The organism is Sphingobacterium sp. UBA6317 (genome assembly GCF_002440385.1).
Classification (GTDB): domain Bacteria; phylum Bacteroidota; class Bacteroidia; order Sphingobacteriales; family Sphingobacteriaceae; genus Sphingobacterium; species Sphingobacterium multivorum.
Window position 1 is genome coordinate 28,903 of the sequence record NZ_DJTD01000054.1, and the last position, 13,469, is coordinate 42,371.

General features: G+C 39.9%; 11 protein-coding genes. All 11 read left to right on the top strand.

Annotated features, from left to right (window positions below):
* Positions 1 to 89: 89 nt before the first annotated feature.
* Entirely contained in the window at positions 90 to 563 is a 474-nt protein-coding gene (locus B3E92_RS18705) for a hypothetical protein (protein ID WP_070565992.1), read from the top strand.
* 258 nt (positions 564 to 821) lie between these two features.
* Positions 822 to 3,803: a protein translocase subunit SecDF gene (gene secDF, locus B3E92_RS18710; RefSeq protein WP_070565994.1), complete on the top strand. Its 2,982-nt coding sequence runs from the start codon at positions 822 to 824 to the stop codon at positions 3,801 to 3,803.
* Positions 3,804 to 3,918: 115 nt separating this feature from the next.
* Positions 3,919 to 4,356: a MarR family winged helix-turn-helix transcriptional regulator gene (locus tag B3E92_RS18715; RefSeq protein WP_046671811.1), complete on the top strand. Its 438-nt coding sequence runs from the start codon at positions 3,919 to 3,921 to the stop codon at positions 4,354 to 4,356.
* 2 nt (positions 4,357 to 4,358) lie between these two features.
* Positions 4,359 to 5,363 (top strand): NAD(P)/FAD-dependent oxidoreductase, encoded by a 1,005-nt coding sequence (locus B3E92_RS18720; RefSeq protein ID WP_286834791.1) that lies wholly within the window; start codon positions 4,359 to 4,361, stop codon positions 5,361 to 5,363.
* A gap of 2 nt (positions 5,364 to 5,365) precedes the next feature.
* Positions 5,366 to 5,698 carry a 2Fe-2S iron-sulfur cluster-binding protein gene (locus B3E92_RS18725; protein WP_112375625.1) on the top strand — a complete coding sequence of 111 codons (333 nt, stop codon included), beginning with the start codon at positions 5,366 to 5,368 and terminating at the stop codon, positions 5,696 to 5,698.
* 253 nt (positions 5,699 to 5,951) lie between these two features.
* The gene (locus B3E92_RS18730; protein WP_286834790.1) at positions 5,952 to 7,262 is read left to right on the top strand and encodes an NAD(P)/FAD-dependent oxidoreductase; all 1,311 of its coding nucleotides are present in this window, start codon (positions 5,952 to 5,954) and stop codon (positions 7,260 to 7,262) included.
* Between the two features lie 475 nt (positions 7,263 to 7,737).
* Positions 7,738 to 8,763 (top strand): rod shape-determining protein, encoded by a 1,026-nt coding sequence (locus B3E92_RS18735; RefSeq protein ID WP_046671815.1) that lies wholly within the window; start codon positions 7,738 to 7,740, stop codon positions 8,761 to 8,763.
* Between the two features lie 91 nt (positions 8,764 to 8,854).
* On the top strand, positions 8,855 to 9,697 hold the full coding sequence (gene mreC / locus B3E92_RS18740) for a rod shape-determining protein MreC (protein WP_070566004.1): 843 nt from the start codon (positions 8,855 to 8,857) through the stop codon (positions 9,695 to 9,697).
* Positions 9,690 to 10,208 (top strand): hypothetical protein, encoded by a 519-nt coding sequence (locus B3E92_RS18745; RefSeq protein ID WP_046671817.1) that lies wholly within the window; start codon positions 9,690 to 9,692, stop codon positions 10,206 to 10,208. The genes mreC and B3E92_RS18745 overlap by 8 nt, the downstream gene beginning before the upstream one ends.
* 27 nt (positions 10,209 to 10,235) lie before the next feature.
* Entirely contained in the window at positions 10,236 to 12,218 is a 1,983-nt protein-coding gene (gene mrdA, locus B3E92_RS18750; RefSeq protein ID WP_046671818.1) for a penicillin-binding protein 2, read from the top strand.
* Positions 12,211 to 13,469, top strand: a 1,259-nt coding sequence (rodA, locus tag B3E92_RS18755) for a rod shape-determining protein RodA (protein ID WP_286727166.1), incomplete at its 3' end; no start/stop codon positions are given. The genes mrdA and rodA, both read left to right, overlap by 8 nt.

Genomic DNA, 13,469 nt, shown 5'->3' on the forward strand with positions numbered 1-13,469 from the left:
GTTGGCAATATCATTTTTTGGCAAGCTATTTGCTTTTGTGTAACACGAAAAGTTATTTTAATTAATGAAAATATAAAGATAAGATAATTATGAAAAAGACATTACTCTCATTAGCTGCCGTCGCAGCATTAGCATTTGGCGCACAGGAAGCGAAAGCTCAGTCTCCATTCAGATCAGCGATAGGTGTTGTATTCGATGGTACAACAACTGACTTATGGGGTGTTCAATATAAGCAATCTTTTGGCGGTGCCAACATGGGACAAGCACAGGTGATGTTTGACGACCACGTGGTTGCTGTAGGTGCAGACTACCAATATGCAAGACCCTTCCAAGGCGTGAATGGTTTGGGATGGTATGCCGGCGTTGGTGCACAATTGACATTTATCGACGTAGGAGATAATATTACAAATGTTGCTTTACGTCCTCAACTAGGTTTGGAATTCAAAATTCCAGTTGCTCCGATTGCTTTCCACGCAGACTGGAAACCAGACTGGAGATTGAATCACAATAGTGATTTTGATGCATCAACATTTTCTTTTGGTATCAAATACACATTGAAATAATATAAGCAACTAAACAGTGTAAAAAGGTCCTTCTCGTCTTGAGTAGGGCCTTTTTTTATAAATAAAATCAATTAATATTTCTTTTTTTCTTCAATTCTCCTATTTTTATGCCGTTGACCTAATTGGCATAAATAAAACTTTTCATTCTACAAAAATTTTATACCTTTGCCATTCTTGGTAAAATGTGATTAAACGAGAACTAATTATCAATTACATAAACAGTATTTAACATTAAAATTAATACAATTATAACAGACGATGCAAGGTAAAGGGCTGATTAAACTTTTAGTGATAGTGGTGTCATTAGCGTGTCTATACTCCCTATCATTTACTTGGGTGACCCGCAATGTGGAGCGAGATGCTGAGAATTTTGCCAAAGGAGACTTGGCAAAAGAGAAAAGCTATCTCGACTCAATGGCAGGTGAAGTAGTGTACAATTTAGGTTTTGCAAAATACACCTATCGGGAAGCTAAAGCAAATGAACTCGCTTTGGGATTGGATTTAAAAGGCGGTATGAACGTAACCATGGAGATCTCATTGGACGAATTGATCCGCAATTTGGCGAACAATCCAAAAGATGAGAAATTCAACAAAGCGTTGGAACAGGCAGTGGCAAAAAGTAAAACGAGTGCAAAAACAGTCGTTGCTTTATTTATGGAGGAATACAAATCCATCGGTGCGACAACGCCACTTTCAACATTCTTCTCAACAAAAGACAATGCTTCTTTAATTAAACCGGGTGATTCAGACTCAAAAGTTGAATCATTCCTTCAAAAAGAAGCAGACAATGCCATCCAAAATTCTTACAAAGTACTTCGTACGCGTATCGACAAATTTGGCGTTGCATCTCCAAACATTCAAATTCAACAAGGTACAAACCGTATTTTAATCGAATTACCTGGTGTAAAAGATGAAAGCCGTGTTCGTAACCTATTACAAGGTTCAGCTAAATTGGAATTCTATGAGACCTATACGAATCAGGAAGTTTATCCAATATTAGAAAATATCGACAAAACTTTAGCTTCAACGTTAAAAGCTGCTCCAGCAGCTACGACAAATGCTGCTGCAGATACAAGCAAAAAATCAGATGATTTATTGTCTAATCTAACCGGTGGTAAGAAAGATGCTAAGAAAGACAGTGCTGCTGTAAATCTAGGTCAGAAAAATCCATTATTTGAAGTATTACGTCCAGCAGTTTATATGGGCGAAAACCAACAAATGGCGCTTATGCCAGGTTCAATGGTTGGTATTGCTTCTTTAAAAGATACAGCAAAAGTAAATGCTTATTTACAACGTCCAGAGGTAAAATCAATCCTACCTGGAAACTTAAAACTTTTATGGGCTGTAAAACCTGAGCAAAAGACACCTGAGCAACTATCATTATATGCAATTAAGGGGGCTGGACAAGACAACGGTGCTGTATTGACAGGAGATGTCATTACGGATGCAACAGCAAACTTTGATGAGAAAAATCAACCTGTGGTTGGTATGCAAATGAACAGCGAAGGTGCACGTGAATGGAAGAAAATTACTGCAAAAGCGGCTCAAAACAGAGATGCAATTGCGATCGTTCTTGATAATGTGGTTTATTCTGCTCCTTCTGTAAACGGTGAAATCCCAAATGGTAGTTCATCAATCTCTGGATCCTTTACGGTAGAAGACACCAAAGATTTAGCAAACGTATTGAAAGCAGGTCGTCTTCCGACAACTGCTAAAATCGTTGAAGAAGCTATTGTGGGACCTACTCTAGGTCAGGCTGCCATCGATGCGGGTGTTAACTCTGCTGTTATCGGTATTATCGTAGTAATGATCTTTATGATCGCTTACTACAATACTGCAGGTATCGTGGCAAACATCGCGGTGTTGTTAAACGTATTTATCATTATGGGGGTATTGGCATCCTTAAATGCTGTACTCACCTTACCGGGTATCGCGGGTATCGTATTAACGATGGGTACTGCGGTCGATGCGAACGTCTTGATTTATGAACGTATCCGTGAAGAACTGGGATTAGGAAAATCGATCCGTCAGGCTGTTGCAGATGGTTACAAACACGCTTTACCTTCCATCCTGGATTCGCAGATCACAACGTTTTTGATCGGTATTATCTTATTCTTATTTGGTAGCGGTCCAATCTTAGGTTTCGCAACAACATTAATGGTGGGTATCATTACTTCATTGTTTACTGCGATCCTTGTTACTCGTGTTATTTTCGAATGGATGTTGGCGAAAGATTTCAAAATCAAAGTCTCTTTCCCTTGGTCTGCAAATACCTTGCATAATGCAAACTTTAAATTCGTTCAGAAACGTAAAATCTTTTATGCGATTTCAATCGTTGCCGTGTTAATTTCTGCGGCATCAATTTTCACAAAAGGATTCAGTTTAGGTGTAGACTTCCAAGGTGGCCGTACGTATACTGTCCGTTATGATAAACCTGTGGACTTGGAAGCTGTACGTACAAACTTGGATGATATCTTCCAGAAAACAACTGAAGTAAAAGTCTTTGGTGCATCCAACCAACTGCGTATAACAACAACTTACCATATCGAAGAAACTTCGGACACTGCTGATAAAGAGGTATTGGACAAATTAAACCAAGGTTTATCAAAAGTAGATGCTTCCAATAAACATGAGATCCTTTCGTCTCAAAAAGTTGGACCAAGTATCGCTACCGACATCAAATCTAGAGCAACCAGTTCCGCAGTTTTCTCTATCATCATTGTTGCAGCTTACATCCTGATCCGTTTCCATAAATGGGAATATTCAGTTGGAGCAGCTATTGCAACAATTCACGATGCGATTATTTTATTGGGATTATTCTCAATTTTGGATGGTATCGTACCATTCTCATTGGATATTGACCAACACTTTGTGGCAGCGATATTAACTGTAATTGCCTACTCGGTGAATGATACAGTGGTTGTATTTGACCGTTTACGTGAATTCGTATCGAAACCAAATGCGCATAATGAAGATCTAGGCGATGTGGTAAACCATGCGATAAACTCTACTTTAAGTAGAACAATCATCACATCATTGACAATCGTGTTTGTGCTTGCTGTATTGTTTATCTTTGGTGGTGAAGTTATCCGTGGATTCTCATTCGCAATCTTAATCGGTGTTATCGTAGGTACATATTCATCGATTATCTTAGCGGCACCTTCGGTATATGACTTACGTAAAGGAAAGCATTTAGCAGAAGGTAATACAGCTAAAAAAGCTGAAGTCGTAAGACCATAATAGCTAATGTTAATAAAATAAAGAAGGGCGTTCGAATGAACGCCCTTTTTTTATTGCATTCAAATTACTTGTCACACTAAATATTTTAAATATATTTGTTACACTAAATATTTGTATGCTAAACGAAAAATTTGACCGCTACTCTTTCATCTTGGACCAAACGGCCAAGAAAGTAAAACAGTTCGCCCAATCTTCTTTTGCGGAGAAAGGATTTGATATTACTGTAGACCAATGGACCATCTTAAAGGCTTTATACGAAACAGATCAACTTTCACAAAAAGAATTGGCAAAGCGCTGCGGAAAAGACCAGCCCACACTGACACGGATCGTTGATATCCTTCTTAAAAAAAACCTGGCCGAGCGGATTACTGACGAAACTGACCGTCGAAGTCTCTACCTTCATTTGACAGAAGAAGGAAAATTAAAAGTAGCATCGCTAACGCCGCTTGTTACAGAGATTCGCATGAAGGCCTGGGAAAATCTAGCAGACGAAGATTTCGAAGCTTTTACAAGAATTTTGAATACAATATATAACAACTTAAATATAGAATAGCTATGATAAATACGGATATCTGTATCATCGGAGCAGGACCTGTTGGCCTATTCGCAGTTTTTGAAGCTGGACTTTTAAAAATGCGCTGCCATTTGATCGATGTACTACCTCAAGTGGGCGGTCAGCTTTCGGAGATCTACCCCCATAAACCTATCTACGACATTCCCGGTTATCCAAGTATCACTGCGCAGGAATTGATCGATAAACAGCTCGAACAGATTAAACCCTTTGACCCCACATTCACCTTAGGCGAGCGAGTGGAACATATCACAAAACAGGACGATGGTTCCTTTATCGTAGAAACCAATGATCATACGATGGTCCATACACAGGTCATTGTCATTGCCGGGGGATTAGGCTGCTTTGAACCGCGCAAGCCAGAAATCCCAAACCTTCATCTCTTTGAAGGAAAAGGCGTCGATTATATGGTAAAAGATCCCGCCAAATACCGGGATAAAAAAATCGTCATTGCCGGTGGCGGTGACTCCGCGCTCGACTGGACTTTCCATCTTGCAGATATTGCGCAACAGGTCACTTTAATCCACCGAAGTGACTCCTTCAGGGGTGCCCCAGACTCGGCTGAGAAAGTGTTCAAATTGGCCAAGCAGGGTAAGATCAACCTATTATTGTCTCACAATCTGACCAATATCCATGGCAATGGCTACTTGTCCCATGTTGAAACCACAAATAAAGAAAAAGAAGTCATTGCTACAGATGCAGACTATTTTATTCCTTTATATGGTCTTACACCGAAGCTTGGTCCAATTGCAGATTGGGGATTAAATATCGATAAAAATGCCATAGCGGTCGATACGTTCGATTACTCGACCAATATCGAACGAATCTATGCTATTGGAGACATCAACACCTATCCAGGTAAACTGAAACTCATTCTTTGTGGGTACCATGAGGCTGCACTAATGTGTCAAAGTGCGTTCAAATTTGTGTATCCAGATCAAAAATTGACATTCAAATACACAACAGTAAACGGTATAAATACTTTCTAGCCATGGACGATAATTTAATTCAAGTCACTGTTATAGATCGGGATGGGACCGAAAATATCCTGGAAGTTCCGACCGATATCAATCTTTCACTCATGGAGATTTTAAAGGCATCCGACTATGAAATATTGGCCACTTGCGGTGGTATGGCGCTGTGCGCTACCTGCCATGTCGAAGTTGTCGAAGGACTGCATACACTTCCCCAAGCGAGTGATCAAGAACTCGACATGCTGGACACGCTTCCGGATGCCGATGATCAAAGTCGACTTGCCTGTCAGCTGTATCTACAGAATAACAACAACGGCATGAAAATCAAGATCAAAGGTGCGCTACAATAGTATCATCATTGTGTATTTTATACACAATGATGATACTATACATCGTTTTTTTTCAAAGGGTACAATGTACACTATAAAGAGCTAAAAATCAAACAACTACAAAACATATTATTGAAAGAATTAGCCTCTTTACAATAAAATTCACAACATATCAGCATAATAAATAAATATTTTTTAGCTTTTTGAGCCAAAATTTAAGATATTTGCAGCTTAATTCGATTGTACCGAATTTTTACAACAAACTATTAAAAATATGCCAAGCAATAGTTCAAATAGAAAATTCCCAAGAGTAATCATTATTGGTGCTGGATTTGGAGGAATTGAAGTTGCTAAAAAGCTTAAAAATAAGGAAGTTGAAGTTCTGTTGCTGGACAGAAATAACTTTCATACTTTTCAACCATTGATGTACCAAGTTGCCACGGGTACTCTTTCAGCGGACTCCATCTCCTTCCCTGTTCGCAAAATGTTCAAAGGTCAAGACAACTTTCATTTTAGACTTGCTGACGTAAAAAGCGTAGACAATGAAGCTAAGATTGTAAGAACAGATGTTGGTGATTTTGACTACGATTATTTAATTGTTGCGACAGGTGCTACCACGAACTTCTTCGGAAATCAGCAAATCACGAAATATGCTTTGCCGATGAAAAATATACAAGAAGCATTAAATATTCGAAGCTATGTTTTACAGAACCTCGAAGAAGCAGTGCGAATAGAAAACCCTGCTGATCGTAAAGCTAATTTGAACTTTGTTATTGTTGGGGGTGGTCCAACAGGTGTAGAACTTTCGGGAGCAATCGCAGAAATTAAAAACAATGTTCTTGAGAAAGATTATCCAGAATTGAAAAAATCTGAGATGTCGGTTTACCTGGTTGAAGGACTTCCAAAAGTATTGGCCAACTTATCTGAAAAATCTTCTAAAGATTCAGAAATGTACCTCAAAGATTTGGGTGTAGAAGTATTATTGAATGTTCAGGTAACTGGATATGATGGCAATTCAATTACTTTCGCCGATGGCAGAAGCATTGAAACAAAAACTGTTATCTGGGGAGCAGGTGTAGCTGGGCAGTATCCGAATGGTTTCAAAAAGGAGATTATCCAACGTGGTAACCGTATACAGACAGATGATCAATGCCGTGTTATTGATATGCCAGGGGTCTATGCTATTGGTGATGTTTCGGCATTTATCACAGATGATCTTCCTCGTGGCTTACCTGGTGTTGCACCGGTAGCGCAACAGCAGGGAGCATATGTTGCAAAACACATTCTCCAAACCATGTCCAATCAACCAACAGAGAAATTCAACTATTTTGATAAAGGATCCATGGCTACGGTAGGTCGTAACAAAGCTGTCGTCGACATGGGAAAAATCCATTTCAATGGATTCTTTGGCTGGATGACATGGATGTTTGTCCACTTGATGTCCATCTATGGATTCAGAAATAAATTGATCACATTCGTCAACTGGTCGATCAAATTTTTCACCAAAAACAGTGGTGTGCGTTTGATCTTCCACAAATATGATGAGCCAACTCCAGAGGAAAAACAAGCAGAAACTGCCCACTAACTTCCTATTGGAGTCTAAATAAACATATTTCAGTAGCCCGACAGCGGCATTATCCCAAACGATAATGCCGCTGTTTCTTTTATCTTTATTAACCTTCTGAAGCTGTTTCTCTTCGCCATATTAACCTACTGAATAGGCTTCTAAAACGTTGTGACGGCTTCGCTTATCAGCTCTTCATAGCATTTGAGTCTTTAGCTAGTTTTCCAAAACCACCTTTTCACTTTTGGATTCTTGCTCCTTGTGCTCCATGATTTAAAAAACACCCACTTATTTCTTAATTTAACACGGCGTCCGATTAAAAATAACTTCAGCCGGGACGTAAGAATTACAGATTATATTCGTTAAATTTAAAGACAGTTTTTTCCAGATAGAATTTACTTTCAGAATATAGTTTTTTTTGATGTATAACCTCAAAAAGATTAATTTTTTTTGTGTAGGTTTGCATATTATTTTAAAATAGCTTAAGGATTAGCAGATGGGCTTATTTAATTGGTTTACGCAAGAAGTTGCGATTGACTTGGGTACTGCAAATACCCTAATAATTCATAATGACAAAGTAGTAGTGGATGAACCTTCTATTGTTGCATTTGACCGCACCACAAACAAAGTGATCGCCATTGGTCGCCAGGCCATGCAAATGGAAGGTAAAACACACGATAATATAAAGACAGTACGTCCTTTACGTGATGGAGTAATCGCTGATTTTACGGCAGCTGAACACTTGATCAGAGGTATGGTCAAATTGGTAAACAATGGTAAGAGCTGGTTTTTCCCTTCCCTACGTATGGTGGTTTGTATTCCTTCCGGTATTACGGAAGTAGAGAAAAGAGCTGTACGCGATTCAGCGGAAATTGCTGGTGCGAAAGAAGTCTACTTAATTCATGAACCCATGGCTGCTGCTGTCGGCATCGGAATTGATGTGGAAGAACCAATGGGTAATATGATTATCGATATCGGTGGTGGTACCACTGAAATTGCTGTCATCGCTTTATCGGGTATTGTATGTGACCAATCTATTCGTGTTGCTGGTGATAACTTCGATTCTGACATCGTTCAATACATCAGAAGACAACATAACATCATGATCGGTGAACGTACGGCTGAAAAAATCAAAATTGAAGTCGGTGCTGCTCTACCAGAGTTGCAGGAACCACCGGCGGATTTCGCTGTTCAAGGCCGTGATTTGATGACAGGTGTTCCTAAGCAAATTACTGTTTCTTATACCGAAATAGCGCATTGTCTGGATAAGTCCATATCAAAAATTGAGGAAGCCATCTTAAAAGCACTTGAAATTACCCCACCAGAATTATCAGCGGATATTTATCAAACAGGTATTTATCTTACCGGTGGTGGTGCATTGTTGCGTGGTTTGGACCGCCGTATACAAGCGAAAACTAAACTTCCAGTACATATTGCCGAAGATCCGTTACGTGCTGTCGTAAGAGGGACTGGTATTGCACTTAAAAATATTGGACGATTTAAATTCTTGATGCAATCATAACGTTCGATAATTAATAACAATATTTTATTAAAGAGCGATATAATATGCAAAACTATTATATCGCTTGCTTATTAAATACCCACATTAAAAAATGAGAAACCTTTGGTTATTCCTGAGACGATACAATGCATTCTTCTGGTTTATCCTATTTTTTGGATTCTCGTTATTTTTGGTGATCACCAACAATTCTTTCCAACGTAATTCTGTTTTAAATTCTTCAAATAGTATCATCGGAGGCCTGTATGCAAAGGTCAATTCCTGGAAAAGCTACCTGCACCTCGGGGAGACCAACGATGCACTTGCAAAGGAAAATGCACAACTGAGAAAGGACTTACAAGCCTATCGATCAACAGACAGCATCAAGATCGGTCCTGTCCCGGCAATCGATAGCAGTGAGTTTGGGCGTTACGAATTTATTATTGCAAATGTCATCAACAATAGCATTCACCAAAAGGCAAATACGATCACACTCGATAAAGGCAGCAAAGATGGTATAGAGCGAGGTATGGGTGTTATCGCTCCCAACGGAGTAGTTGGTATCGTATTGAATGTTTCCCAAAACTTCTCGACAGTGCAATCCCTATTGCATCCCGATACGCGTATATCCGTAACATTAGGCCACACCGAGGTTTTCGGCTCGTTGGTATGGGGCAATAGCATGGATTACCGCGCGGCAATGGTCAAGGAAATTCCAAACCATATCAAAGTCAACAAAGGAGATAAAGTGTACACCTCAGGATATTCAGGACATTTTCCAAAAGGAATTTTTGTTGGAACGGTCATTCAGACGGGGATCTCTTCAGGAGACGCTTTTTTGGATCTTAGACTATTGTTGAGTACCAATTTCTCCAACTTGCAACATGTCTACGTTGTAAAAGACCTGTTAAATAAAGAATTAAAGACACTAGAAGAATCGACAAAGGACAATGGCTAGGATTTTAATATTTAATATTATTCGATTTATCGTTTTGATAGGGATGCAAGTTTTCCTATTTCAAAATATCGGTTATTACAATCTGGTCGCTGCATTTCCTTATATCTTATTTATTTTTTTACTTCCTACAGGAACACCTAATTTCCTGGTGTATTTGATCGCATTTCTCACGGGACTTACCGTAGATTCGTTTTATGATACCCTTGGGGTCAATACCGCAGCCTGTGTTGCACTGGCAGCCTTCCGTATTTTCTTCATGAAAATTACGCTTGAAGTTGAAGAACGCGAATCTTTCTTTACCCCGATGTTGGGCTTCATGAATATTCGCTGGTTCTTTTCCTACATCTTTTTCGGAACATTGATTCATCATACATTTTTGTATCTCTTGGAATCTTTTTCCTTCCAGCACATCCAATACACCTTATTGAGTATCGTTTTAAGTTGTATATTTACAGTAATTATCATGCTATTATTTAGCATATTATTCTACAAAAAGAAAGATCGGTTGTAGTAAATCGATGGATAGAAATTCATTTCTATGAACAGTTTTTTTGCGCGTAAGTACGTCGTTTCAGGAATCTTTATTGCCATCACATTGACCTTGGTGGCCCGCTTATTCTATTTACAGATCATAGACGATTCCTATATACATTCCGCAAACAGCAATGTCATGCGCAAGGTCATTGTGTACCCCGCCAGAGGGGTTATTTTGGACCGAAAGGGAAAGGTATTGGTTCAGAACGAACCGGTATATGATCTTATGGTTACTCCGCGTGAGGTGAAAGAAATCGACACCGCTTTGTTTTGCAAATTGATAGACATTGACAAGGAAGGCTTTATCAAACGGATGGAAAAGGCAAGAGTGCACTCGCCTTACCGTGCATCTATTTTTGAAAAACAGCTGTCTGTACGGACATGGGCTCAATATCAGGAATACCAATATCAATTTCGTGGTTTCTATGTTCAAAAAAGAACAATCCGAAGTTACCCCGACAGCATAGCAGCTCAATTTTTAGGATATGTAAGTGAGGTAAATGATAAAGATATTGAACGCTCCAATGGGTTTTATCGTAGTGGTGACTACATTGGTCGCAGTGGAGTAGAACGTTCTTATGAAGACCTTATTCGTGGAAAACGCGGTGTCAACAACTTAATGGTTGATGCGCTGAACCGTCCGAAAGGGGTATTTATGGAAGGGAAATACGACACACTTGCTGTTGCAGGGGAAGGACTGGTTTCCTCGTTGGATAAAGACCTTCAGATTCTTGGGGAGAACCTCATGAAAAATAAATTGGGGTCCATAGTTGCCATTGAGCCTGCAACGGGTGAAATCTTGGCCTATGTCAGTAGCCCGAGTTACAACCCCAACATGATGGTCGGCAGGCAGTCCGGCAATAATTATATGAAATTATTGAAAGACGAAACCAAACCACTTTTTAACCGCCCTATTCAAGCCTCCTACCCTCCAGGCTCTGTATTTAAAGTTGTTTCAGCATTGACTGCGCAGCAGGCTGGTGTTATTGATCGTAATACCGTATTTTTCTGCCCACATGGATACAGCTATGGTGGTGGACGCGGCTGGATGGGCTGTACGCACTATCATGGATCAACCACATTACAGCGCTCTGTAGCCGTATCATGTAATACCTATTATGGTTTTACCTATGCTAAGATGATCGACGGACGTGGGCTTTCGGGACCTAAGGCCTACGATCTATGGCGCAATGCCGTGACACAGTTTGGAATTGGCCATAAACTAGGCATTGATCTACCGGGTGAAAAGCCGGGTTTACTGCCGACATCAGATTTTTATACCAAAAGATACGGTAACGATAAATGGCGTTCAAGTTTCAATATCTCCTTATCGATCGGACAAGGGGAAATGGGAATAACACCGTTGCAAATGGCCAACATTATGGCTATCGTTGCCAACAAAGGCTTTTATTACAGGCCCCATTTGATTAAAGGTATTGGTGCACAGAAAATTGCCAAGAAGGAATTTACCGAAAAAGTCAGTGCCGGAGTGGATGAGCGGTACTATCCTGTTGTTATCCAAGGGATGAGTGATGCTGTTAATACACCCGAAGGTACCGCTTGGGCCAATCGTATCCCGGGCATCGAAATGTGCGGAAAAACAGGTACAGCGCAAAACCCACATGGTGAAAACCATGCCGTTTTCTTTGCTTTTGCCCCACGAGAAAACCCTAAAATTGCTATTGCTGTCTTTGTTGAAAACGCGGGTTACGGTGGAACCTGGGCAGGACCTATCGCAAGTATGATGGTTGAGAAATACCTCAAAGACACGATAACTGCGCCAAAATATATTCAGGACCGCATTTATAAAGCAAATTTTCTTCCTGCACCCAAAAAAGTTGTGGATCCAAAGACTAAAGATGTAAAAAAGACAGACTCAGTCAAATCGAAAACTGACACGTTAAAATCAAAACGCCAGCTGGCAGCTTTAACAAAACCAAAGGAAACAATTGTTCACCATAGCGAGATAAAGAGAAGATATGAATAATCAAAAAACAAGTTTTTTTGGAAAGATAGACTGGCTAACCATCACGCTTTGGCTTGCGCTATGCTTAATCGGCTTATTCAATATCCGTGCAGCGGTGTTTAATCCTGAAATGCCCAATTTCTTTACCTTAGGAACCAATTATGGAAAACAGTCTTTATATCTTGTTTCCGCAATTATTCTAGGGGTATCCATTCTCATCATAGACGCGAAATTTTTCAGTTCCGCCTCACCGATATTTTATGGTATAACAGCTGTATTGCTTGTCATCGTGCTCGTGGTAGGGCGAAATGTCGGCGGAAACCAAGCGTGGATTGACCTAGGTTTTTTCCGCTTACAACCTTCTGAGTTTGCCAAACTTTCGACCTGTCTGCTCTTAGCTAACTTTTTGAGCGCTCAGAGCAATAAAGCACCGACCATGCAGACACTGGCCATGGGAGCCGGTATTGTCTTATTTCCTGTATTTTTAGTTATGCTGCAGCCCGATACGGGATCTGCCCTTGCGTTCTTTTCGTTGATTTTTGTATTCTATCGTGAAGGCTATGTAAATAATGAACTGCTTATATTTGGCGGGCTCTGCATTTTACTTTTTGTTCTTTCTTTATTGGTCAATCCTTGGATACTTATCTTGATTTTAGCATTGCTTATTGGCCTTGTCATGTGGAACTACCGCAAGAGAAGAAAATACATTATCAATCTCAGTATACTTTTTGCTGCATGCGCTGTATTTATTCTCTGTGTGGACCTGGTGTATGAGCATGTGCTACAACCTCATCAACGTGACCGTATTGACATTATCCTGGGTAAAATGGAAGACCCTAAAGGAAAAGGATATAATTTGAATCAGTCGAAGATTGCAATTGGATCAGGGCAGCTCCTAGGCAAGGGTTACCTTCAGGGAACGCAAACAAAATACAACTTTGTACCTGAGCAGAGCACGGACTTTATTTTTTGCACCGTTGGAGAAGAATGGGGATTTGTTGGATCGGTTACCTTATTACTTATCTATCTCACCCTACTGCTTCGCATTATTCATATAGCCGAACGACAGCGTTCAGCCTTCGCCAGGATATATGCATACGGTGTAGCGTCCATTCTCTTTTTTCACTTATTCATCAATATCGGTATGACCATCGGTATTGTTCCGGTTATCGGTATTCCGCTGCCTTTTATTAGTTATGGTGGTTCATCCTTATGGAGTTTCACCATTTTACTGTTTATCATGCTTAAATTTGATTCAAATAGAAAAGGAGT

What these genes read in the sequence shown, in the direction of transcription:
- B3E92_RS18720 (WP_286834791.1), top strand. Translation starts at nt 4,359, where the DNA reads ATGATAAATACGGATATCTGTATCATCGGAGCAGGACCTGTTGGCCTA.
- secDF (WP_070565994.1), top strand. Translation starts at nt 822, where the DNA reads ATGCAAGGTAAAGGGCTGATTAAACTTTTAGTGATAGTGGTGTCATTA.
- B3E92_RS18730 (WP_286834790.1), top strand. Translation starts at nt 5,952, where the DNA reads ATGCCAAGCAATAGTTCAAATAGAAAATTCCCAAGAGTAATCATTATT.
- mreC (WP_070566004.1), top strand. Translation starts at nt 8,855, where the DNA reads ATGAGAAACCTTTGGTTATTCCTGAGACGATACAATGCATTCTTCTGG.
- mrdA (WP_046671818.1), top strand. Translation starts at nt 10,236, where the DNA reads ATGAACAGTTTTTTTGCGCGTAAGTACGTCGTTTCAGGAATCTTTATT.
- B3E92_RS18715 (WP_046671811.1), top strand. Translation starts at nt 3,919, where the DNA reads ATGCTAAACGAAAAATTTGACCGCTACTCTTTCATCTTGGACCAAACG.
- B3E92_RS18745 (WP_046671817.1), top strand. Translation starts at nt 9,690, where the DNA reads ATGGCTAGGATTTTAATATTTAATATTATTCGATTTATCGTTTTGATA.
- B3E92_RS18705 (WP_070565992.1), top strand. Translation starts at nt 90, where the DNA reads ATGAAAAAGACATTACTCTCATTAGCTGCCGTCGCAGCATTAGCATTT.
- B3E92_RS18725 (WP_112375625.1), top strand. Translation starts at nt 5,366, where the DNA reads ATGGACGATAATTTAATTCAAGTCACTGTTATAGATCGGGATGGGACC.
- B3E92_RS18735 (WP_046671815.1), top strand. Translation starts at nt 7,738, where the DNA reads ATGGGCTTATTTAATTGGTTTACGCAAGAAGTTGCGATTGACTTGGGT.